Below are 21,903 nucleotides of genomic sequence, written 5' to 3' on the forward strand. Positions count from 1 at the left end.
TGACAACAGCCCACCAGTCTACGTGCTCCCGGCCGTGCCCCGACCCGTGTCAGCGCCGGGCGTCCGGCTCCTTCGCCCGCTCCTGGGCCGGACCGCGCCGCACCGCTCCCGGAGCGTTCCAGTCCTGCCGCTTGCGGGCCCTGGCCTTCGCCACCTCGGACGACTGGAGCTGGTACGGCACGGAGGTCACCATGATGCCCGGCGTGAACAGCAGCCGGCCCTTCAGCCGCAGCGCGCTCTGGTTGTGCAGCAGATGCTCGTACCAGTGGCCGACCACGTACTCGGGGATGATCACCGACACGGCGTCGCGCGGGGACTCCTTGCGCACCCCCTTCACGTACTCGATGATCGGCCGCGTGATCTCGCGGTACGGCGAGTCGAGCACCTTCAGCGGGACGTCGATCCCGCGCCGCTCCCACTCCTCGCGCAGCGCCTTGGTCTCCGCCGGGTCGACGTTGACGCTGAGCGCCTCCAGGGTGTCCGAGCGCATCAGCTTGGCGTAGGCCAGGGCGCGCAGGGCGGGGCGGTGGATCTTGGAGACCAGGACGACCGAGTGCACGCGGGACGGCCGTACGCTGTCGTCGCTCGGGCCCTCGGGGGCCGCGAGTTCCTCGGAGACGTGGTCGTAGTGGCGGCGGATCGCCGTCATCACGCCGTAGAAGATCACCATGCCGAGCAGCGCCACCCAGGCGCCGTGCGTGAACTTGGTGACGAGCACGACGATCAGGACCAGGCCGGTGAAGAAGGCGCCGAAGGTGTTGATCGCGCGGGAGCGGATCATGTGGCGGCGCTTGGCCTGGTCCTTCTCGCTCGCCAAAAGGCGGTTCCAGTGGCGGACCATGCCGGTCTGGCTGAGCGTGAAGGAGACGAACACGCCGACGATGTAGAGCTGGATCAGGCGGGTGGAGTCGGCGCCGTAGACCCACACCAGGAGCATGGCCGCGCCCGCCAGCAGCACGATGCCGTTGGAGAAGGCGAGCCGGTCTCCGCGGGTGTGCAGCTGGCGCGGCAGGTAGCGGTCCTGGGCGAGGATCGAGCCGAGCACCGGGAAGCCGTTGTAGGCGGTGTTGGCCGCCAGGAACAGCACCAGGGCGGTGGCCGCCGCGAGCACGATGAAGAAGAAGCTGCCCTTGCCGAAGACGGCCTCGGCGACCTGGGTGATCACCGGGTTCTGGACATAGCCGGAGCCGACCGCGACGCCGTCCTTGATCAGGTCGACGGCCGGGTTCTCGGCCATGCGGACCTTGGTCACCATGGCCAGCGCGATGATGCCGCAGAACATCGTGACGGCCAGCAGGCCCATCATCGCGAGCGTGGTCGCCGCGTTCTTCGACTTGGGCTTGCGGAAGGCCGGGACGCCGTTGGAGATCGCCTCGACACCGGTGAGCGCGGCACAGCCCGAGGAGAAGGCGCGCAGCAGGAGGAAGACGAGCGCGAAGCCCGCCAGCCCCTGGTGTTCCGGTTTGATCTCGTACGACGCCGTGGGCGCCCGCATGGTGTCGTCGAGGACCAGCCCGCGGAACGCGCCCCACGCGATCATGATGAAGACGCCCACGACGAAGACGTACGTCGGGATGGCGAAGAGGCCGCCGGACTCCCGGACGCCGCGCAGGTTCATCACCGTCAGCAGCAGGATCACCGCGGCCGCGCACTCGACCTTGTGCTCGACGACGAACGGGATCGCGGAGCCGAGGTTCTCGATGCCGGAGGAGATGGAGACGGCGACGGTCAGGACGTAGTCGACGAGCAGGGCGCTGGCGACCGTCAGGCCCGCCTTGGGGCCGAGGTTGGTGGTCGCCACCTCGTAGTCGCCGCCACCGCTGGGGTAGGCGTGCACGTTCTGCCGGTAGGAGGCGACCACGGTGAACATCAGCACGACGACCGCGACCGCGATCCAGGGGCTGAAGTGGTACGCCGACACGCCCGCGATGGAGAGGACCAGCAGTACTTCTCCGGGCGCGTATGCCACGGAGGACAGCGGGTCGGAGGCAAAGACGGGGAGTGCGATGCGCTTCGGCAGGAGCGTTTCCGCCAGCCGGTCGCTGCGCAGCGCGCGCCCGATCAGAATCCGTTTGGGCACGTCGGTCAGTTTGGACACAACAGAGAATCGTAGGCCCCCTGTCTGGGGCGGAGCACATCCGGGTGAAATCGCGCGCGGCGCCGGGGTGAATTCCGTGCCCCGTACGTGCCGGGCGCCGGCCCGGGCGAGGTCCGCGTGCCTCCATGACCTGCGTAACCGCGGACCCGCTCACCTGCGTCAGTACGCTCATCACAGCCGGGAGGCCTCATGTCGCAGACGACCGCTCAGCTCGTCGGGGCCCTCGTCGCGCTCGCCGGACTCGGACTCCTGGCACTCGCCAGTCTCCGCAGCTTCAACCGCCGCTGAGGGGTCGTACGGGGACACCCGACTCGCCGGTCGGTGGGTCGGAGCCGAACGTTACGGTGGACCGAGGCACACGCGAGTCCACGATCCGTACCGCGAGGGATCATCCCGGGCATTCCCCGGCATGATGTTGCCCAGCGGTCCGCGACCGGCCCGCGCCTGCTGCCCGGCGAACCGAGAGAAGGATATGAGCACCACGTTCACGCAAGTCAGACGCCTAACGAGGAGTGCGGGGTAAGACCGTGCACATCGTCATCATGGGTTGCGGAAGGGTGGGTTCCGCTCTTGCCCAGACCCTGGAGCAACAGGGACACACGGTCGCCGTCATCGACCAGGACCCCACCGCGTTCCGCCGCCTGGGCCCCGGGTTCGGAGGCCGCCGGGTCACCGGCGTCGGCTTCGACCAGGACACCCTGCGCGAGGCGGGCATCGAGGAGGCGGGCGCCTTCGCCGCCGTCTCCAGCGGGGACAACTCGAACATCATCTCCGCGCGCGTGGCCCGCGAGATGTTCGGCGTGGAGAACGTCGCGGCGCGGATCTACGACCCCCGCCGCGCCGAGGTCTACCAGCGTCTGGGCATCCCCACCGTGGCCACGGTCCGCTGGACGGCCGACCAGATGCTGCGCCGGCTGCTGCCCTCCGGCGCCGAGCCGCTGTGGCGGGACCCCACCGGCGGTGTCCAGCTCGCCGAGGTGCACGCGTCCGCGGCCTGGGTGGGCCACAAGATCAGCAGGCTCCAGGAGGAGACGGGCGTCCGCGTGGCGTTCCTGACCCGGCTCGGTGAGGCGATCCTGCCCACCTCGCAGACGGTGCTCCAGGAGGGCGACCTGGTGCACGTCATGATGCGCACCGACGAGGTCGACAAGGTCGAGGCGGCGTTCGCCAAGGGTCCCGAAGAGGAGGGCGGTCACTGATGAGGGTCGCCATTGCCGGTGCCGGCGCGGTGGGTCGCTCGATCGCGGGCGAACTGCTGGAGAACGGCCACGAGGTCCTGCTCATCGACAAGGCGCCGACCGCCATCTCGGTCGAGCGCGTCCCGCAGGCGGAGTGGCTGCTGGCCGACGCCTGTGAGATCACCTCGCTGGACGAGGCGGCACTGCAGCGCTGCAACGTGGTGATCGCCGCGACGGGCGACGACAAGGTCAACCTGGTCGTCTCCCTGCTGGCGAAGACGGAGTACGGCGTCCCGCGCGTCGTCGCCCGGGTGAACAACCCCAAGAACGAGTGGCTGTTCAACGAGTCCTGGGGCGTGGACGTGGCCGTCTCCACCCCGCGTCTGATGTCGGCCCTGGTCGAGGAGGCGGTGAGCGTCGGCGACCTGGTCCGTCTGCTCCGCTTCAGCCACGGCGACGCGAACCTCGTGGAGCTGACCCTCCCGGAGGAGTCGGCCCTGGCCGGCACCCAGGTCGGCGACGTGGAGTGGCCGCAGGACACCTCCCTGGTGACGATCATCCGCGGCACCCGCGTGCTCACCCCGACCCGCGAGGACTCCCTGGAAGCGGGCGACGAGCTGCTGTTCGTGGCCGCCCAGGCGAGGGAGGAGCAGCTGGAGGACCTGCTGTCGGTGCGCCGGGAGGACACGGCGAGCTGAGTCCTTGGCGGGACTACGACGGCGGAGGGCGCCCCCGAGGATCTCAGGGGCGCCCTTCACATTTCAGCGGCGGCCGGCAATCCAGCCCGTCCGGCGTTTGAGGACGAGGCCGTTCAGGCCGAAGCGGGGGTCTGGGGGCGGCAGCCCCCAGGGACGGTCACACCAACGCCGGGTACCTACTCGGCCGAGCGGGCGGCAGCCTTCCGCTCCTCCTCGGCCTTCTCGGCCGCCTCCATCTCCGCGAACACGTCGATCGGCGCGGGCGCCTTCGCCAGGAACACCCACGTCAGCCACACGGCCAGCAGGAACGGCGGGATCTTCAGGGCGACCAGCACCCAGCCCAGCTGCGTGGTGTCCGCCCACAGGTACAGCGGGAAGAGGATCGCGCACTTGGCCAGCAGGATCGCCCCCCACGCGTAGCTGGCCTTGGCGTAGGCCTTCTTGCGTCCGGGATTGCGGGTACGCCAGGAGAGGTTCTCCTTGAACACCGGCCCGAGGATCAGCCCGATCAACGGCACCCCGCACAGGGTCGTGATGATGTACGCCAGCCCCAGCCCCAGCGTGTAGAGCATGCCGGGCAGATAGAAGTCCTTCGCGTTGCCGGTCATCATCGCGAACACGACACCGAAGGCGACGCCGAAGACGCCACTGAACGCGTGCTTGACGGTGTCCCTCATCACAAGGCGCACGACCACGAGCACCAGGGACACCGCGAGCGCGGCGATCGCCGAGAGGTGCAGGTCCTTGTTGATCGTGTAGATGGTGACGAAGAGCAGACCGGGCAGCACCGTCTCGATCATGCCGCGCATGCCGCCGAAGGCCTCGAACAGCGCGGCCTCGGTCACCGCCCGGACATCTTGGCCGGCGTCTGCGGTGGTGTCGGTGGTGTCTTCAGTCGGCTTGTCGAGCGACGTCACCGGCTACTCCCGTCCGAGGGGTCTCAGTTCGTATTTCGGGTTGAACAGCACCCGGCGGCCGCGGCTCATGGAGATCCGGCCCGATGCGATCAGCCGGCGCCCCGGCTCTATCCCGACTATGGAGCGCCTGCCGAGCCACACCACGTCCAGCGCGGCGGAGCCGTCGAACAGCTCGGCCTCCAGGGCCGGAACGCCCGCGCGAGGCCGCAGGGTGACCGTGCGCAAGGTACCAGTAACCGTCACTATCTGTCGGTCACGGCAGTCACCGATCTTGATACAGCCGGCGGTCTCGGCGTCCTCACGCAGCTCCTCGGACTCCAGGTCCTCCTGCGACGAGGAGAGCCGGTCAAGCATGCGCCGGAACCGGCCCACCGACTTTTCGGAACGAGGAACAGCACTCATGTCCTGAAGCCTACCGGGCCTCACTTCTCGAACCGATAGCCCATCCCCGGCTCGGTGATGCCGCATCCCCCGGGGGCCGACCCCCGGACCCCCGGCCCCCCCCCGCAGCTCACTTTTCGAATCGATACCCCATCCCCGGCTCGGTGATGAAATGCCGGGGATGCGACGGGTCCGCCTCCAGCTTCCTGCGGAGCTGGGCCATGTAGACCCGCAGATAGTTCGTCTCCGTCCCGTACGACGGCCCCCACACCTCCTGGAGCAGCTGCCGCTGGCTGACGAGACGTCCCGTATTGCGGACGAGCACCTCCAGCAGATGCCATTCCGTGGGGGTCAGCCGTACGTCCTTCCCGCCCCTGTTGACCTTCTTCGCGGCCAGGTCGACGGTGAACTCCGCGGTCTCCACCATCACGTCGTCCTCGCCGCCCCCGGTGGGCTCGGCCCGGCGGACGGCGGCCCGCAGCCGGGCCAGCAGCTCGTCCATGCCGAAGGGCTTGGTGACGTAGTCGTCCGCGCCCGCGTCCAGCGCCTGGACCTTCTCGTCGGAGGAGTGCCGGGCGGACAGCACCAGGATCGGCACCCGGGTCCAGCCGCGCAGCCCGCGGATCACCTCGACGCCGTCCATGTCGGGCAGACCGAGGTCGAGAACGACCACGTCGGGGTGGCGGGTGGCGGCGAGTTCGAGGGCGGTGGCCCCGTCGTGGGCCGCGTCGACCTCGTACTTGCGGGCCTTGAGGTTGATCACGAGGGCGCGCACGATCTGCGGCTCGTCGTCGATCACCAGAACCCTGGTGGAGGTCTGGGGAGTCCCCCCGGTCGGGCTCAGCATGTGGTCTGCCTTTCTGGTCGCGCGGGGTGCTCCACGGACGCGCCCCCCTCTTCGAGCCGCTCCGCGCGCGATCCCGCCGCCCGCAGAGTGAGCACCATGGTGAGGCCGCCGCCCGGCGTGTCCTCGGCGTTCAGCGTGCCGCCCATCGCCTCGGCGAAGCCGCGTGCGACCGCGAGTCCCAGGCCCACTCCCGCGCCGCGCGGGGCGTCCCCGTAGCGCTGGAAGGGCGCGAAGATACGTTCCTTGGCGTCGTCCGGGACACCCGGCCCGCGGTCGACCACCCGGACCTCGACCCGGTCCGCGATGGCACTGGCGGACACGAGGACCCTGCCGCCGTCCGGGCTGTACTTGACGGCGTTCTCTACCAGGTTGGCCACCGACCGTTCCAGCAGCCCGGGGTCCACGGCCACCATGGGCAGCGTCTCCGGGATGTCGAGCTCGGCGCTTCCGTCGGGCACTCCGCCCAGCGCCATCGGCACCACTTCGTCGAGGTCGATCTCCCTGATCAGCGGCGTGACCGTGCCGGTCTGAAGCCGGGACATGTCAAGGAGGTTCCCCACGAGGTGGTCGAGGCGGTCGGCGCCCTCCTCGATGCCCGCCAGCAGCTCGGCCTCGTCCTCCTCCGACCAGGCCACGTCGTCGGACCGCAGCGAGGTGACCGCGGCCTTGATGCCCGCGAGAGGCGTACGGAGGTCATGGCTGACGGCGGCCAGCAGCGCCGTACGGATGCGGTTGCCCTCGGCGAGCTCCTTGGCCTGGTCGGCCTCCTCCTGGAGCCTGCGGCGGTCCAGGACGACCGCGGCCTGGGCGGCGAAGGCGGCGAGCACCCTGCGGTCCTCGGCGGGCAGCACGCGGCCGGTCAGCGCGAGGGCCATGTGGTCGCCGACCGGTACGTCGACGTCCGCGTCCTCCGGCCGCTCCGGCGCCCGTCCCGTGCCCGCCTCGCCCGCGCGCGTCCACGGGGCGACGTCGCTCTCGCGCTCCAGCAGGGCCGCCGAGTCCATTCCGAAGGTCTCGCGGACCCGCTCCAGCAGCTCCTCCAGGCCGGTCTCGCCGCGCAGCACGTTGCCCGCGAGGAACGAAAGGATCTCCGACTCGGCACGCAGCCGGGCCGCCTGGTGGGTGCGGCGGGCGGCGAGGTCGACCACGGAGGCGACCGCGACCGCCACCAGGACGAAGATCACGAGGGCGAGCAGGTTCTTGGGATCGGCGATCGAGACGCGGTGCAGGGGTGGCGTGAAGAACCAGTTGAGCAGCAGCGAGCCGACCGCCGCCGAGGCCAGAGCGGGGTAGAGCCCGCCGAGCAGGGCGGAGGCCACCGTCAGGGTCAGGAACAGCAGCATGTCGTTCGCGAGACCGAGGTCGGCGTCGATGTGGGTCAGCAGCAGGGTGAGCAGCACCGGACCGCCGACGCCGGTGAACCAGCCCCACAGGATCCGGGGCCGGCCGAGCCGGGCTCCCCGGGCCACGGGCAGTCCGCGCCCCTTGGCGGCCTCCTCGTGCGTGACGATGTGCACGTCGAGGTCGGGGCCCGAGTCCCGGGCGACCGTCACGCCCACGCCCGGCCCGAAGACGTACTGCCAGCTCCTGCGCCGCGAGGAGCCGAGGACGATCTGGGTGGCGTTCACACCGCGCGCGAAGGCCAGCAGCGCGGCCGGGATGTCGTCGCCGACGACATGGTGGAACGTTCCGCCCAGGTCCTCGACCAGGGTGCGCTGGACGGCGAGCTCCTTCGGCGAGGCAGAGGTCAGTCCGTCACTGCGGGCGATGTAGACGGCCAGCACCTCGCCGCCGGCGCCCTTCTCCGCGAGCCGGGCAGCGCGCCGGATCAGGGTCCGCCCCTCCGGCCCGCCGGTCAGCCCGACCACGATCCGCTCCCGCGAACCCCAGATCCTCGACACCCGGTGATCACTGCGGTACTGCTGCAGATACTCGTCGACCCGGTCCGCCACCCACAGCAGCGCCAGTTCGCGCAGCGCGGTCAGGTTGCCGGGCCGGAAGTAGTTCGAGAGGGCCGCGTCGACCTTGTCCGGCTGGTAGACGTTGCCGTGCGCCATACGACGCCGTAGTGCCTGTGGCGACATGTCGACCAGCTCGATCTGGTCGGCCCGGCGCACCACCTCGTCCGGCACGGTCTCCTGCTGCCGTACGCCGGTGATGGACTCGACGACGTCGCCGAGGGACTCCAGGTGCTGGATGTTCACCGTCGATATCACGTCGATCCCGGCGGCGAGGAGTTCCTCGACGTCCTGCCAGCGCTTGGCGTTGCGCGAGCCGGGGATGTTGGTGTGGGCGAGTTCGTCGACGAGCGCCACCTGCGGACGCCGCGCCAGGACGGCGGCCACGTCCATCTCGGTGAAGGCGCTCTCCCGGTACTCCAGCCGCTTGCGCCGGATCTGTTCGAGCCCGTGCAGCATCACCTCGGTGCGCGGCCGCCCGTGGGTCTCCACGAACGCCACCACGCAGTCGGTGCCCCGCTCGATACGACGGTGCGCCTCGGCCAGCATCGCGTACGTCTTGCCGACGCCCGGTGCCGCACCGAGGTAGATCCGAAGCCTGCCGCGTCCCATGGTCCTCATTGTGTTCCGGCCGGTACTGCCTGCGCAGCGTCGAGATTACGGCCAGCAATCGCGACAAATGGGGCCGGGTGCGGTGGCGGGAGCGTCTTTGACGCAACTCTGACGCTCCCGCCGGGACGTCACGAGGGGGCTCAGCCGGGGTTGTCGCCGTGGGTGAGGGTCTCCCAGGCCACGAAGAGGTTGTTTCCGGCGGACGGGCGGTTGCGCTGGTTGAGCGTCCCGGTGTTGGTCATGGCGTGGCCGAGACGGTTGGCCAGGGCGTTGTGCCCGACCTCGGTGACCGGCCCGAGCCCGCGCTTCAGCGAGCCCCCGCACAGCCAGCCGGGCACGGCCTCGCCGAGTTCGTACCTGGCCTGGAACCCGAGCGCGTGCCGCAGCCGCTCACCGACGTCAGTGCCGTAGAGGTCCTGGCCCTGGATCCGGCTGGTCTCCGCGACGTGCGAGATGGCCGAGATGCCGTACCCGGTGTGGGTGAGGTCGCGGCAGGTCTCCTGGGTGAGGCCGGTGACGAAGGTGCCCTGCCCCTGCCAGTAGTTGACGATCTTCTCCCGGGTGTCGAGGTTCTGGCTCGGCACGGTCTTCGGCAGGTCGCCGTCGGAGGACAGGTAGACGTAGGCGGCGGTGCGGGTGCGGAACTTCGCCATGGCCTTGTCGTAGGACGCCTTGTCCTCCAGGAAGACGGAGATGCCGACGGCGGCCTCCGTCATCGACAGCTCCCAGTTCCCGTTGGAGTTCGAGCCGTTGATGATCTCGGGCAGATAGACGGTGCGGAGCATGGTGGCGAAGCGGCCGGAGTTCGCCCAGCTCCCGGTGTACGTGTACTTGATGATCTCGGCGGCCTTGGGCCAGGAGGAGCCGGCCCAGCCCGTCTGGAGGGGCGCGTTGCTGTTGGTGTGGTCCCTGATCACCGCGGACCAGGCGTCCATCAGCTCGATGGCCTTCCTCGCGTGCCGCTCGTCGCGGGTGATGTACCAGGCGAGGGCCTGGGTATAGGCGGCTATCGCGTCCTCGCGCTCGTCGGTGCAGCCGTAGTTGGGGTTCGAGTACGAGCCGCACTCGACGACCGCGCGGGGCTTGGGGGTGCGGTTCAGATCGGCGTACTTGCTCGCCATCATGCGGTCGAAGGCGCCCTTCCAGGGCTGGGCGCCGGCGTTGACCTTGGAGCGGGTGAAGTCCAACTGCCCCTTGGAGACGGCGACTCCGGGGTGGGCGAAGGTGGCGGGAGCGGCACCGGCGGGCCAGGCGAGGACACCGGCGACGAGGGCGGCCGCGGCCGCGAAGAGTGCTGTTCTGCGCATGCGTGGGGGGCCTTCCGTTCTTGTATGTGAACGTTAAGCGCCTTTATGAACAGACGCGTTGGCCGGAGACGGTAGGTACAGACCAATGCGCCGTCAAGGGTTCACGCACGAGAAAGGGCCGCACCCCCGAGGGGTGCGGCCCTGATGCTTCTACGGCTGTTTCTGAGGCGCCGAGCTGTCTCCGCGACGCTCAGCGAACCTCGGTGATCTCCGGCCCGCGCTGGAGCTGGCCCATGCCACCGGAGAAGCGCGAACCGGCCTCCTCCTGCTGGACGCCCTCGGGGACCATCTGGGCGTCGTTGGGGAGCTTCAGGACGATCGGGTCACGGGGGGCCATCGGGCCTTCACCGCGCACCACGACCGTGTCCCGGAAGATCTGCTCGAGCAGACCGGCCGCCTGCGGCTGCACGGCACCCTGACCCGAGATCACACCGCGCAGGAACCAGCGGGGGCCGTCCACACCGACGAACCGCACGACCTGGAAGCCACCCGTGCCGTCCGGCAGCTGCACCGGCACCTGGGCCCGCAACTCCCAGCCCAGCGGGCCCTCGACCTCGTCGATGATGCCGCCCTGCTGGGTGATGCCGGAGCCGATCTCCTCGCGCACCTCGCCCCAGATGCCCTCACGCTTGGGCGCCGCGAAGCCCTGGAGCTGGATGGCGCTGTCACGCAGCACGACGGTCGCCGCGACGATCGCGTCGCCCGCGACCTCCACGCGCAGCTCCATGCCGTCGACGCCCGGTACCAGCAGGCCGCCCAGGTCCACCCGGCCCTCGCCGGGCTCACGGACCTCGGAGCTGTCCCAGGGCCCGTCGGGCCGCGGTTCCGGTTCGAGCCTCACGCGCTCGCGCTCACCGTCGTCGTCCGCCTCAGTGTCGACACTGTCGACGACCTGCTCGGGCTCGCCGGCCGCGTCCTCGGCGGCACCCTTCTTCTTGCGACGTCCGAACACGTCACTGTCCTTCCCGGTCGGATACGACCGAAGCGTATCGATTCCCACCCGTTGCGCCGCCATCGGCGGCCTCACCGCTTGTATCGCCTGTATCGCCTGTGCCGCCCACCGCGGCATGGCCGCCGGTGGACCCGAAGCCCCCCGCCGCCCGTGCCGAGTCGGGAAGCTCCGCGACCTCCTGGAAGCGGACCCTCTCGACCTGCTGGACCACCAGTTGGGCAATCCGGTCGAAGCGCTCGAACCGCACGGGCTCGTGCGGGTCGAGATTCACCACGATCACCTTGATCTCCCCACGGTACCCGGCATCAACCGTCCCCGGGGCATTCACCAGGGCGACACCTAGGCGGGCGGCGAGACCGGAACGGGGGTGCACGAACGCCGCGTACCCCTCCGGGAGTGCGACAGACACCCCGGTGGGCAGTACGGCCCGCTCCCCCGGCTTCAGTTCGCGGCTCTCGGTGGTGCGCAGATCGGCTCCCGCGTCACCGGGGTGCGCGTACGCCGGCAGCGGTACGTCCGGGTCGACGCGCCGGATCAGCACGTCCAGGGGGGCACGGCTCACGGGTTCACCTCGAAGGCACGGGCACGCCGCGCCTGGTCCGGGTCGTTCATGGCGGCCCGGATCTCCTCGGGGCGGCCGTTGTCGATGAAGTGGTCGACCTTCACCTCGATGAAGAGCGCGTCGGCACGGACGGCGACGGGCCCTGCGGGGCCGCCGATCCGGCCGGTCGCGGTGGAGTAGATCTTGCGGCCCGCCACCGCCGTGACCTCGGCCTCCAGATACAGGACCGTGCCCACGGGAACCGGCCGCACGAAGTCGGTCTCCAGCCGCCCGGTCACCGCGATCGTCCGCAACAGCCAGTTGAGCGATCCGAGGGTCTCGTCGAGGGCGGTCGCGAGGACACCGCCGTGCGCCAGGCCGGGTGCGCCCTGATGAGCGGGCTGCACCGTGAACTCGGCCGTGATGCTGACGCCGTCCCCGGCCCGCGCCGCCAGGTGCAGCCCGTGGGCCTGCTCGCCACCGCAGCCGAAACACTCGCCGTAGTGCGCGCCGAGAAGCTCACCGGACGCGGGCGCATCGGGGTGCCGGGCCGGTTTCACGGCGTCCGCCGGGGGCTTGAGAGCCGCTGAAGTACCACTCACAGCCGCAGACCTTACCCGCGCGTCGGCAGCAATCGGACACCGTGCCAAGCTTGGCTCCATGCAGCTCTCCGCCGCCCCGTACGAAGAACGTCTCACCGCCCCCCGCTCGTGGTGGCTGGTCTCGTTCCTGGTCGGGGTCTCCCTGGCTCTGATCCTTCTGCCGTTCGGCACGCTGCCCATGCTCGGCGGCCTGGCCGGCGGCACCGCCGCGGCGGCCGTCATGGCCAGCTCGTACGGCTCGCTCCGCATCCGCGTGGTGGGCGATTCACTGATCGCGGGCGAGGCGAAGATCCCGGTGCGGGCCCTGGGCGAGGCGCATGTCCTGGACCCCGAGGAGGCCCGCGCCTGGCGCACCCACAAGGCCGACACCCGCGCCTTCCTCCTCCTGCGCGCCTACATCCCCACCGCCCTGCGCGTGGAGGTCACCGACCCCGCGGACCCGACTCCCTACCTCTACCTGTCGACCCGTGAGCCGGAGCGCCTGGCGGAGGCGATCAAGGCGGCGAAGGCCGCGGCCTAGCACACCAGAGCGGGCCTTCACCGGCCGGGTCAAGGCTCGCTCCAGCCGCGGCAAAATCTTCTCCGGGGCACATCGGACGCCCTCTCAGCGGCCGGTTCTCCAGCCGCCGCCGGGCTTCTTGCGTCCCAGCTCCCGCGCGATGTCCCCCATCTCCAGCGGTTGCGCCGGACGTTCCAGGGGCGGCAGTTGCGGCAGTTCGTCCCAGGGCACCTGGATCTTTCGCAGGTCCGCCCGAATACGTGCCGCGAGTCTCTTGGTGTCCCGGCGGTTCATGACCGCGCCCACGGCGGCGCCCACCATGAAGGGCATCAGGTTCGGCAGGTTGCGGACCATGCGTTTCATGATCTGCTGACGCAGCTCGCGCTTCATCTGCCCACCGAGTGCGGCGTTGATCGTCGCCGGCTTCATCGGGTCGATGCCGCGCTCCTCGGACCACGAGGTCAGATACGCGGTGCTGCGGTCCTTGAGACCGCCGGGCGGGCGCACGCCGTACACCTCGTGCAGCTCGGCGATCAGCTTCAGCTCGATCGCGGCCACACCGGTGATCTCGGCGGCCAGCTCCGTGGGCATCGCGGGTGGCACCGGCAGCATCGCCGCGGCACCGACTCCCGCACCGACCGTCGAGCTCGCGTTGGCCGCTCCCGTCACGAGTTTGTCGGCGAGCTGCTCGGGCCCGAGGCCCGGGAACTGCCGGCGCAGCGCCGCGAGGTCCCGTACGGGGATACGCGGGGCGTTCTCGATGATCCGGTCGGCGAGGTACGCAAGGCCCGCTCTGGCGCGGCTGCCGCCCTTGCGGACCCCTTCCCGGGCCTTCTCCCGGATGACCGCCGCCCTTCGCCGGGCGACGGGCGCGGGAACGTCCACCAGTGCCGGGAGGTCAGCCCCGGACACGGGTTCGAGCGAGGCCCCCGTACTGGATGAGCCCCGCTCGTCGTCACGCGCGCCAGACGGGCCGTCGGACGGCCCTTCGTCCGCTCCCGGCACCCGGGAGCGGCGCTTCCAAGGTGGGGTCGAGCCAGTCATGCCCGACCCGACCTCAGTCGCAGTCGCGGCAGATCGGCTGACCGTTCTTCTCCCGGGCCAGCTGGCTGCGGTGGTGCACCAGGAAGCAGCTCATGCAGGTGAACTCGTCCTGCTGCTTGGGCAGCACCCGGACGGCCAACTCCTCGTTCGAGAGGTCCGCGCCGGGCAGCTCCAGGCCTTCGGCGGCCTCGAACTCGTCTACGTCCACAGCGGACGTCGACTTGTCGTTCCGCCTGGCCTTCAGCTCTTCAAGGCTGTCCGAGTCGACGTCGTCGTCGGTCTTGCGTGGGGTGTCGTAATCCGTTGCCATGTCGCTCTCCCCCTCTGGGTGTCTGCGGTGTCTCCAGCGCACGTAACGCGTGAGAGGCCGGACTTGTGCCCGACCCGAGGCGGAGATTTTGCCTCACATCAAGGTCTGTTACTCAATCGACACCCAACCGAACTCCTCAAGAGTGATCGGCTTGGATGGCGAACGGGACCGTACACGGTCCTAATGCCGCAGTTCAAAGGCGTCTCACCGTGTACTTCCCGTGATCAAGACCCTCGAAAACCCGGATTTTCCCGGCTTTCCGGCAGGCGTCATGATCACGGAGAGTAGATGGCTGGAAAACCGCCCTTGTGATCGATCACACACGAGGCCGTTCGTCCGGTGCCCAGAAAATTCCGCGCAAAGCGAACATCCCCGAGTATCTGCCGAGTGTCGGCGCACATGATCTCAGATCGGCAGGGTCACCCGCATCACGAGACCTCCCCCCTCACGCGGCTGTGCCGAGATGTGCCCGCCGTGCGCCCGCGCCACGGACCGCACGATGGACAGTCCCAGGCCCACACCCTTGTCACTGCCCGTACGCTCCGTGCGCAACCGCCGGAACGGCTCGAACAGATTGTCGATCTCATACGCCGGCACCACCGGCCCGGTGTTGGAGACGATCAGGACCGCCTGTCCGTGCTGGACCTCGGTCGTGACCTCGACCCAGCCGCCCTCCGGGATGTTGTACCGGACGGCGTTCTGCACCAGGTTCAGCGCGATCCGCTCCAGCAGCACGCCGTTGCCCTGGACGACGGCGGGCTTCTGCTCGCCGCGGATCACCACGCCCTTGGCCTCCGCCTCCGCGTGCACCTGGTCGACGGCCTGCTCGGCCACCTCCGCGAGGTCGACCGGCTTGCGTTCGACGATCTGGTTGTCGCTGCGGGCGAGCAGCAGCAGCCCCTCCACCAGCTGCTCGCTGCGCTCGTTGGTGGCCAGCAGTGTCTTGCCGAGCTGCTGGAGCTCCATCGGCGCCTGCGGGTCGGACAGATGCACTTCGAGGAGCGTGCGGTTGATCGCGAGCGGGGTGCGCAGCTCGTGCGAGGCGTTGCCCACGAAGCGCTGCTGGGCGGTGAAGGCCCGCTGCAACCGCTCCAGCATCTCGTCGAAGGTGTCGGCCAGTTCCTTCAGCTCGTCGTCCGGGCCGTCCAGTTCGATACGGCGGGACAGGTCCGAGCCCGCCACCGCGCGTGCGGTCCGGGTGATCCGGCCCAGCGGCGACAGGACTCGGCCGGCCATCGCGTAGCCGAAGGCGAAGGCGATGATGGCGAGGCCGAGGAGGGCCAGGAGCGAGCGGCTGAGGAGGTCGTCCAGGGCGATCCGGCGCTGCTGGTCGATACAGGCGCTGATCGCGGAGTTGAACTCGTTGAGCGTCAGGCCCTTGGCGTTGTTGACCGCGGGGCAGTCGGCGCTCGAGACCCTGATCTCGTTGGAGGCGCTCACGATCTTGAACGGCGGCTGGTTGCCCGTGCTGATGGCCTGCGCGGCCAGCAGATAGATGATCGACAGCAGCAGGATGCCGGCGATCAGGAACATGCCGCCGTACAGCAACGTGAGCCGTATCCGGATGGTGGGGCGCAGCCACGGGAAGGAGGGCTCCGCCTTGCGGGGGTCCCACGTGGGCTTCGGGGGCGCCTGCGGAGGCGCGGGTGTCGCGGCCATGGGGGATCAGATCCGGTAGCCGGAACCGGGCACGGTGACGATCACCGGCGGCTCCCCCAGCTTGCGGCGCAGCGTCATGACGGTCACCCGGACCACGTTCGTGAACGGGTCGGTGTTCTCGTCCCAGGCCTTCTCCAGCAGCTGCTCGGCCGAGACGACCGCGCCCTCGCTGCGCATCAGCACCTCCAGGACGGCGAACTCCTTCGGCGCCAGCTGCACCTCCTTGCCGTCGCGGAAGACCTCGCGGCGGTTGGGGTCGAGCTTGATGCCGGCGCGCTCCAGGACGGGCGGCAGCGGCACGCTCGTACGGCGCCCGAGGGCACGCACGCGTGCCGTCAGCTCGCTGAAGGCGAAGGGCTTGGGGAGATAGTCGTCGGCGCCGATCTCCAGTCCCTCGACACGGTCGCTGACGTCGCCGGACGCCGTGAGCATCAGCACGCGGGTGGGCATGCCGAGTTCGACGATCTTGCGGCAGACGTCGTCGCCGTGCACCAGCGGGAGGTCGCGGTCGAGGACGACCACGTCGTAGTCGTTGACGCCGATGCGTTCCAGGGCGGCCGCACCGTCGTACACGACGTCGACGGCCATGGCCTCCCGGCGCAGTCCGGTGGCCACCGCATCGGCGAGCAGTTGCTCGTCCTCGACGACGAGTACGCGCACGTCGCTTGTCCTTCCTGTGTCCACCCGCGTAGCGCTTGTCCTCGCTGGCGGGCAGGGGCCTTGGTTGGGGGTCTTGGCCTCCATCCTGCCCTTTTCGGTCATAAGTCGGCGGTAAGACGGGGGAGCGGGCCATGAAGGACAGGTGTGAGGCCCGGGAATGCGAGATTTTCTCCTCCGGTTGAGGTTTCCGTGGAAGAGAGCGGGGGGAGGACGGCTTGTACACCCCGCGATCACGCTCTGCTTGTGCCGCACCACCAAGCGGTACGAGGCGATCCGCTTTCCGCAGGGCGGGTGTGGGTGTCCGGCACCGTCGCCGCCCGGCATGGGCAGCGCTGGGCATCCACTGGAGACGTGATCGCCCCTTCCGAACGGCACACCCCCGTGCCATCGACCCACGACCCAGGACGAGGGGGCGCAGCATGGACGCATTCACCACAGGACTTCTGCAGCGCATAAGGACGACCGAGTCCGACCTGACGCGGGCTCTCGACGACGGCGACGACTTCCTCGTCGAGGTGGAACAGGGCGAGCTCGACGACCTGCGCCGCCTCGCCGCCGAGCACGGTGTGGAAGTCGGCGCGACTCGCGTCTGAGCAGCTCGCGGACCAACAGCAGGCCCCCGGCGAATCCAGCGCTGGGGGCCTGCTGCCGCGAGAGAGCCGTAGGGTCGGGCCTCAGTCGTGCCAGGCCCCGAACTCCTCCAGCAGCCGCTGGAGCGGCTCGAAGACCCCCGGCGTCGCCGCCACCGCCAGGTCACGCGAGGGCCGCTCCCCGGGGCGCCCACCCGTCAGCGCGCCCGCCTCCCGTGCGATCAGGTCGCCCGCGGCCACGTCCCAGGCGTTGAGCCCCCGCTCGTAGTAGCCGTCCAGGCGGCCCGCCGCCAGGTCGCACAGGTCGATCGCGGCCGAGCCGCCGCGTCGGATGTCGCGCAGGAGGGGGATCAGCCGCCGGGCGACGTCGGCCTGGTGAGTGCGGACCTCGGTGACGTAGTTGAAGCCGGTCGAGACCAGGGCCTGCTCCAGGGGGGCCGTGGGACGGCAGCTGAGCCTGCGCTCGCCCTCCCACGCTCCCGTGGCCCAGGCGCCGCCCCCGCGGACCGCGTGGTACGTCTCGCGGCGCATCGGGGCGGCCACGACGCCGACGACCGCCTCACCGTCCTGCTCGGCGGCGATGGAGACGGACCAGGTCGGCAGTCCGTAGAGGTAGTTGACCGTGCCGTCCAGGGGGTCGATCACCCAGCGGACGCCGCTCGTGCCCTCGGTGGAGGCGCCCTCCTCGCCCAGGAAGCCGTCGTCCGGGCGGCGTTCGGAGATCAGGGTCGTGATCAACTTCTCCGCCGCGATGTCCATCTCGGTGACCACGTCGATCGGGCTCGACTTGGTCGCCGCGACGGCCAGGTCGGCCGGTCGGCCGTCGCGCAGCAGCTCGCCCGCGCGGAGCGCCGCCTGCTGCGCCAGTTCGAGCAGTTCCGAGTGCAGAGGGTCGAGTACGTCGCTCACGGGGCTCCTCACGCGTAGGGACTGTCGGCACCCGCCGCGGCGGGCCGGGGAGCGCGGGCCGGGCAGCAGCCCACCGGGCAGAGGTCGTGGCTCGCGCCGAGCCCGCCGAGGAAGCAGGGCGTGACCTCTTCCGATCGCGCCACGGCGGCGCGCTCCAGGACGAGGTCGCGGACCGCCGCGGCGAACCGCGGGTCGTCGCCGACGGTGGCCGAGCGGCGCATCGGCAGACCCAGCTCCTCGGCCTTGTCCCTGGCCTCCGTGTCGAGGTCGTACAGGACCTCCATGTGGTCGGAGACGAAGCCGATGGGCGAGATCACCACGGCCGGAACGCCGGCCTCGTGGCGCTCCTCCAGGTGGTCGCAGATGTCGGGCTCCAGCCACGGGATGTGCGGGGCGCCGGAGCGGGACTGGTAGACGAGCTGCCAGGGGTGGTCGACGCCGGTGCGCTCGCGTACGGCGTCGGCGATCAGCCGGGCGGTGTCCAGGTGCTGCGCGACGTACGCACCGCCCTCGCCGTGGTCCTCGACGGGGCCGGAGGTGTCGGCGGACGCGTTCGGGATCGAGTGGGTCGAGAACGCGATGTGGGCGCCGTCCCGGACGTCCTCGGGGAGGTCGGCGAGGGATTCGAGCACGCCGTCGATCATCGGCTCCAGGAAGCCGGGGTGGTTGAAGTAGTGCCGCAGCTTGTCGATCCTCGGCAGCTCCAGGCCCTCGGCCTCGAGGGCGGCGAGCGAGTCGGCGAGGTTCTCGCGGTACTGGCGGCAGCCCGAGTACGAGGCGTAGGCGCTGGTGGCGAGGACGAGGATGCGGCGGCGGCCGTCGGCGACCATCTCGCGCAGGGTGTCCGTCAGGTACGGCGCCCAGTTGCGGTTGCCCCAGTAGATCGGCAGATCCAGGCCGTGCTCGGCGAAGTCCTTGCGGAGGGCGTCCAGCAGGGCGCGGTTCTGGTCGTTGATGGGGCTGACGCCGCCGAAGAGGAAGTAGTGCTCGCCGACTTCCTTCAGGCGTTCCTTGGGGATGCCCCGCCCCCGGGTGACGTTCTCCAGGAACGGGATCACGTCGTCCGGGCCCTCGGGGCCGCCGAAGGAGAGCAGGAGCAGGGCGTCGTAGGGGGTGGCATCGTGCACGTCTGGCATGGATCGATCCTGTCATCCGGTACTGACAGCCGGGAAACGGTGGGGTGACCACCCGGGTTCCCGATGCGTCCGGCCCGGTGCGTTAGGGTCACCTAACTCGTAAGCTGTATCGGCCGCCCGCACGCCTTACCGGGTCGCCGCATGCCCACCGGGCCGCCCACACGCCTTGCCGCGTCACCCCCGAACCACCGCAGCCCCCGCTGCTCCGCCTGACCGGAGACCCCCGTGCCGAGCCCCTACCTCGCCCTGTTCGCCGCCCCTGGCACCAAGGGCTTCTCCGCCGCGGGCCTCCTCGGCCGGATGCCGCTGTCGATGATGGGCATCGGCGTGGTCACGATGATCTCCCAGCTGACGGGGCGGTACGGCCTCGCCGGCGCCCTGTCGGCCACGATCGCGCTCGCCGCGGCGGTCGCGGGTCCGCAGGTCTCACGGATGGTCGACCAGTACGGGCAGCGGCGGGTGCTGCGTCCGGCGACGCTGATCTCGCTCGTGGCGGGGGGCCTGCTGCTGTTCGCCGCGCACTACGGGTGGCCGGACTGGGTGCTGTTCGCGGCGTGCGTCGGTATCGGCTGCGTGCCCAGCGTCGGGGCGATGGTCCGCGCCCGCTGGGCCGCCCTGTACCGGGGGACGCCTCAGCTGCACACCGCGTACTCCTTCGAATCCGTGATCGACGAGGTGTGCTTCATCTTCGGGCCGATCATCTCCATCGGCCTGTCCACGGCCTGGTTCCCGGAGGCCGGACCACTGCTCGCCGGCTGCTTCCTGGCGGTCGGCGTCTTCTGGCTGACCGCACAGCGGGGCACCGAGCCCGCGCCGCATCCGCGCGAGGAGCGCGGCGGGAGCTCGGCCCTGCGCGCCCCGGGACTGCAGGTCCTGGTGGCCACCTTCGTGGCGACCGGGGCGATCTTCGGGGCCGTCGACGTGGTCACAGTGGCCTTCGCGGACGAGCAGGGGCACAAGGGCGCCGCGAGCGTGGTCCTCGCCCTGTACGCGGCCGGCTCCTGCGCGGCGGGCCTCGTCTTCGGGCTGTTGCGCTTCAAGGGGGCGCCCGAACCTCGCTGGCTGCTGGGCATATGCGCGATGGCCGTGAGTATGATCCCCCTCCTACTGGTCGGAAACTTGCCGCTTCTGGCCGTGGCGCTGTTCGTTGCGGGCATGGCGGTCGCTCCCACGATGATCACCACCATGTCCCTGATCGAAGAGCACGTACCACGCGCGCAACTGACCGAGGGCATGACCTGGGTGAGCACCGGGCTCGCCGTCGGGGTCGCGCTCGGTTCCTCCGCGGCCGGCTGGGTCATCGACGCCGCCGGTGCGGACGCCGGGTACGGGGTTCCGGTGGTGTCCGGAGCCGTCGCGGTCGTGGTCGGTTTCCTGGGGTACCGCCGGCTCAGCAGGCCGGCTCCGGGTCGGGGAGGCACCGTTGAGCAGCACAGCGAGCGGCAGGAACGGCACGTGGCGTAACTGGGGCGGCAATGTCGCCGCCCGCCCCGCGCGCGAGGTCACTCCGGCCTCCGTCGAGGAGTTGTCCGCGGCGATACGCCGGGCCGCCGAGGACGGCCTGAAGGTGAAGGCGGTCGGCAGCGGGCATTCGTTCACGTCCATAGCCGCGACCGACGGCGTGTTGATCCGCCCTCAACTGTTGACCGGCATACGCGACATCGACCGCGACGCCATGACGGTCACGGTCGAGGCGGGCACACCGCTCAAGAGACTCAACATGGCCCTGGCGCGCGAGGGTCTGTCGCTCACGAACATGGGCGACATCATGGAGCAGACGGTCTCCGGCGCCACGAGTACCGGCACGCACGGCACGGGCCGCGACTCGGCCTCGATCGCCGCCCAGATCAAGGGCCTGGAGCTGGTCACCGCCGACGGCTCGGTACTCACGTGCTCCGAGAAGGACAATCCCGAGGTCTTCGCGGCCGCCCGGATCGGCCTCGGCGCCCTGGGCGTCGTCACCGCGATCACCTTCGCCGTGGAGCCCCTCTTCCTGCTCTGCGCGCGCGAGGAGCCGATGCCGTTCGACAGGGTCCTGGCGGACTTCGACGAGTTGTGGGCGGAGAACGAGCACTTCGAGTTCTACTGGTTCCCGCACACCGGCAGCACCAACACCAAGCGCAACAACCGCAGTGCGGGCCCGGAGAAGCCGGTGTCGCAGCTCCAGGGCTGGATCGAGGACGAGTTCCTCTCCAACGGCGTCTTCCAGGTCGCCCAGTGGGTCGGCCGGGCGGTGCCCGCGACGATCCCCGCGATCGCCCAGGTCTCCAGCAAGGCCCTGTCCGCGCGGACGTACACCGACATCCCCTACAAGGTCTTCACATCGCCGCGCCGGGTGCGCTTCGTGGAGATGGAATTCGCCGTTCCGCGCGAGGCCGTGGTCGGGACGCTGCGCGAACTGAAGGCCATGGTCGACCGCTCCGGCCTCAGGGTCAGCTTCCCGGTCGAGGTCCGCACGGCCCCGGCCGACGACATCACGCTCTCCACCGCCTCGGGCCGCGACAGCGCGTACATCGCCGTCCACATGGTCAAGGGCACCCCGTTCCAGCGGTACTTCACCGCCGCCGAGCGCATCTTCACCGCGCACGAGGGGCGGCCGCACTGGGGCAAGGTGCACACCCGGGACGCCGAGTACTTCGCCCGGGTGTACCCGCGGTTCGGCGAGTTCACGGCGCTGCGGGACCGGCTGGACCCTGACCGCCGGTTCCAGAACGACTACCTGAGGCGGGTGTTGGGGGCGTAGCCGACGTCCCGCGACCGGCGCGACGCACCGGCGAAATCCATTGGTTCCGTTTCTGCGGAGTGGGTGAAGTACGCCACGTCCAAGATCCGAAAACGGCTCAACCGACGGCCGAGTCACGCTTCTTGCCAGAAACTGGGCGGCGCGCCAATCCACGCACGTGGCCCAAATGGAGTACTGTTGCGAGCCCTGGGTCCGGTCTCCCGCCTGGCTGTCCGTGGCCTTCAAGGACCGCCGGGAGGGGGCTAGTTGCACAGGGTGACGG

General features: G+C 70.1%; 21 protein-coding genes. 6 read left to right on the plus strand and 15 right to left on the minus strand.

The genetic code is table 11. From position 1 onward, the window contains the following. Positions 1-49: 49 nt before the first annotated feature. Positions 50-2,098, minus strand: a complete 2,049-nt coding sequence (locus tag ACFU95_RS43000) for an APC family permease (RefSeq protein WP_383840593.1) — start codon at positions 2,096-2,098, stop codon at positions 50-52. A 527-nt stretch (positions 2,099-2,625) separates the two neighbouring features. On the opposite strand from ACFU95_RS43000, the gene ACFU95_RS43005 reads away from it, so the two are divergent. Both ACFU95_RS43005 and ACFU95_RS43010 read left to right on the plus strand, forming a co-directional pair. Then, on the plus strand, positions 2,626-3,297 hold the full coding sequence (locus ACFU95_RS43005; protein WP_128430916.1) for a TrkA family potassium uptake protein: 672 nt from the start codon (positions 2,626-2,628) through the stop codon (positions 3,295-3,297). After that, positions 3,297-3,974: a TrkA family potassium uptake protein gene (locus tag ACFU95_RS43010; RefSeq protein ID WP_315882048.1), complete on the plus strand. Its 678-nt coding sequence runs from the start codon at positions 3,297-3,299 to the stop codon at positions 3,972-3,974. Before ACFU95_RS43005 ends, ACFU95_RS43010 begins: the two co-directional genes overlap by 1 nt. A gap of 176 nt (positions 3,975-4,150) precedes the next feature. Here the strand turns inward: ACFU95_RS43010 and ACFU95_RS43015 are convergent, their stop codons facing one another. From ACFU95_RS43015 to ACFU95_RS43050, 8 genes are all read right to left on the minus strand, one after another. After that, positions 4,151-4,891 (minus strand): DUF3159 domain-containing protein, encoded by a 741-nt coding sequence (locus ACFU95_RS43015; protein ID WP_383840597.1) that lies wholly within the window; start codon positions 4,889-4,891, stop codon positions 4,151-4,153. A gap of 3 nt (positions 4,892-4,894) precedes the next feature. Continuing rightward, positions 4,895-5,293: an OB-fold nucleic acid binding domain-containing protein gene (locus tag ACFU95_RS43020; protein WP_037642785.1), complete on the minus strand. Its 399-nt coding sequence runs from the start codon at positions 5,291-5,293 to the stop codon at positions 4,895-4,897. Positions 5,294-5,402: 109 nt separating this feature from the next. Continuing rightward, positions 5,403-6,119: a response regulator gene (locus ACFU95_RS43025; RefSeq protein ID WP_383840600.1), complete on the minus strand. Its 717-nt coding sequence runs from the start codon at positions 6,117-6,119 to the stop codon at positions 5,403-5,405. Next, positions 6,113-8,689: an ATP-binding protein gene (locus tag ACFU95_RS43030; protein WP_383840603.1), complete on the minus strand. Its 2,577-nt coding sequence runs from the start codon at positions 8,687-8,689 to the stop codon at positions 6,113-6,115. The genes ACFU95_RS43025 and ACFU95_RS43030 overlap by 7 nt, the downstream gene beginning before the upstream one ends. Before the next feature lie 140 nt (positions 8,690-8,829). Beyond that, the gene (locus ACFU95_RS43035) at positions 8,830-9,996 is read right to left on the minus strand and encodes an alginate lyase family protein (protein WP_383840605.1); all 1,167 of its coding nucleotides are present in this window, start codon (positions 9,994-9,996) and stop codon (positions 8,830-8,832) included. 190 nt (positions 9,997-10,186) lie between these two features. Further along, positions 10,187-10,948 carry a DUF3710 domain-containing protein gene (locus tag ACFU95_RS43040; protein WP_383840607.1) on the minus strand — a complete coding sequence of 254 codons (762 nt, stop codon included), beginning with the start codon at positions 10,946-10,948 and terminating at the stop codon, positions 10,187-10,189. 1 nt (position 10,949) lies between these two features. Beyond that, positions 10,950-11,510, minus strand: a complete 561-nt coding sequence (dut, locus tag ACFU95_RS43045; RefSeq protein ID WP_383840610.1) for a dUTP diphosphatase — start codon at positions 11,508-11,510, stop codon at positions 10,950-10,952. After that, positions 11,507-12,091 carry a PaaI family thioesterase gene (locus tag ACFU95_RS43050; protein ID WP_383840613.1) on the minus strand — a complete coding sequence of 195 codons (585 nt, stop codon included), beginning with the start codon at positions 12,089-12,091 and terminating at the stop codon, positions 11,507-11,509. Before ACFU95_RS43050 ends, dut begins: the two co-directional genes overlap by 4 nt. Before the next feature lie 58 nt (positions 12,092-12,149). Here ACFU95_RS43050 and ACFU95_RS43055 point away from each other — a divergent pair, with 58 nt between their 5' ends. Further along, positions 12,150-12,611, plus strand: coding sequence for a DUF3093 domain-containing protein (locus ACFU95_RS43055; protein ID WP_383840615.1), 462 nt, complete (start codon positions 12,150-12,152; stop codon positions 12,609-12,611). Positions 12,612-12,695: 84 nt separating this feature from the next. On the opposite strand, the gene ACFU95_RS43060 is transcribed toward ACFU95_RS43055, so the two are convergent. The 4 genes from ACFU95_RS43060 to ACFU95_RS43075 form a co-directional block, all read right to left on the minus strand. Then, positions 12,696-13,634 (minus strand): hypothetical protein, encoded by a 939-nt coding sequence (locus tag ACFU95_RS43060; protein WP_383840618.1) that lies wholly within the window; start codon positions 13,632-13,634, stop codon positions 12,696-12,698. 13 nt (positions 13,635-13,647) lie between these two features. Then, entirely contained in the window at positions 13,648-13,944 is a 297-nt protein-coding gene (locus ACFU95_RS43065; RefSeq protein ID WP_005481602.1) for a DUF4193 domain-containing protein, read from the minus strand. 405 nt (positions 13,945-14,349) lie between these two features. Beyond that, on the minus strand, positions 14,350-15,603 hold the full coding sequence (locus ACFU95_RS43070) for a sensor histidine kinase (protein WP_383840621.1): 1,254 nt from the start codon (positions 15,601-15,603) through the stop codon (positions 14,350-14,352). A gap of 6 nt (positions 15,604-15,609) precedes the next feature. Beyond that, positions 15,610-16,263 carry a response regulator transcription factor gene (locus ACFU95_RS43075; RefSeq protein WP_007385219.1) on the minus strand — a complete coding sequence of 218 codons (654 nt, stop codon included), beginning with the start codon at positions 16,261-16,263 and terminating at the stop codon, positions 15,610-15,612. A 419-nt stretch (positions 16,264-16,682) separates the two neighbouring features. On the opposite strand from ACFU95_RS43075, the gene ACFU95_RS43080 reads away from it, so the two are divergent. Then, a complete protein-coding gene (locus ACFU95_RS43080) occupies positions 16,683-16,856 on the plus strand; it encodes a hypothetical protein (RefSeq protein WP_383840624.1) in 174 nt (57 codons plus the stop codon). 81 nt (positions 16,857-16,937) lie between these two features. Here ACFU95_RS43080 and ACFU95_RS43085 read toward each other — a convergent pair whose 3' ends face one another. Next, positions 16,938-17,762, minus strand: coding sequence for an inositol monophosphatase family protein (locus tag ACFU95_RS43085; protein ID WP_383840627.1), 825 nt, complete (start codon positions 17,760-17,762; stop codon positions 16,938-16,940). Positions 17,763-17,770: 8 nt separating this feature from the next. Beyond that, on the minus strand, positions 17,771-18,898 hold the full coding sequence (locus ACFU95_RS43090; RefSeq protein WP_383840629.1) for a ferrochelatase: 1,128 nt from the start codon (positions 18,896-18,898) through the stop codon (positions 17,771-17,773). A 225-nt stretch (positions 18,899-19,123) separates the two neighbouring features. Here ACFU95_RS43090 and ACFU95_RS43095 point away from each other — a divergent pair, with 225 nt between their 5' ends. Further along, complete coding sequence (locus tag ACFU95_RS43095) at positions 19,124-20,362, plus strand: MFS transporter (protein ID WP_383840632.1); 1,239 nt, start codon at positions 19,124-19,126, stop codon at positions 20,360-20,362. Continuing rightward, complete coding sequence (locus ACFU95_RS43100; RefSeq protein ID WP_383840634.1) at positions 20,322-21,641, plus strand: D-arabinono-1,4-lactone oxidase; 1,320 nt, start codon at positions 20,322-20,324, stop codon at positions 21,639-21,641. Before ACFU95_RS43095 ends, ACFU95_RS43100 begins: the two co-directional genes overlap by 41 nt. Positions 21,642-21,903: the final 262 nt, after the last annotated feature.

The organism is Streptomyces sp. NPDC057623 (assembly GCF_042800355.1).
Lineage (GTDB): Bacteria > Actinomycetota > Actinomycetes > Streptomycetales > Streptomycetaceae > Streptomyces.

Coding starts and splice junctions, on each gene's coding strand:
- ACFU95_RS43010 (WP_315882048.1), top strand. CDS start 3,297: ATGAGGGTCGCCATTGCCGGTGCCGGCGCGGTGGGTCGCTCGATCGCG.
- ACFU95_RS43020 (WP_037642785.1), bottom strand. CDS start 5,293: ATGAGTGCTGTTCCTCGTTCCGAAAAGTCGGTGGGCCGGTTCCGGCGC.
- ACFU95_RS43025 (WP_383840600.1), bottom strand. CDS start 6,119: ATGCTGAGCCCGACCGGGGGGACTCCCCAGACCTCCACCAGGGTTCTG.
- ACFU95_RS43030 (WP_383840603.1), bottom strand. CDS start 8,689: ATGGGACGCGGCAGGCTTCGGATCTACCTCGGTGCGGCACCGGGCGTC.
- ACFU95_RS43035 (WP_383840605.1), bottom strand. CDS start 9,996: ATGCGCAGAACAGCACTCTTCGCGGCCGCGGCCGCCCTCGTCGCCGGT.
- ACFU95_RS43055 (WP_383840615.1), top strand. CDS start 12,150: ATGCAGCTCTCCGCCGCCCCGTACGAAGAACGTCTCACCGCCCCCCGC.
- ACFU95_RS43060 (WP_383840618.1), bottom strand. CDS start 13,634: ATGACTGGCTCGACCCCACCTTGGAAGCGCCGCTCCCGGGTGCCGGGA.
- ACFU95_RS43065 (WP_005481602.1), bottom strand. CDS start 13,944: ATGGCAACGGATTACGACACCCCACGCAAGACCGACGACGACGTCGAC.
- ACFU95_RS43070 (WP_383840621.1), bottom strand. CDS start 15,603: ATGGCCGCGACACCCGCGCCTCCGCAGGCGCCCCCGAAGCCCACGTGG.
- ACFU95_RS43080 (WP_383840624.1), top strand. CDS start 16,683: ATGGACGCATTCACCACAGGACTTCTGCAGCGCATAAGGACGACCGAG.
- ACFU95_RS43090 (WP_383840629.1), bottom strand. CDS start 18,898: ATGCCAGACGTGCACGATGCCACCCCCTACGACGCCCTGCTCCTGCTC.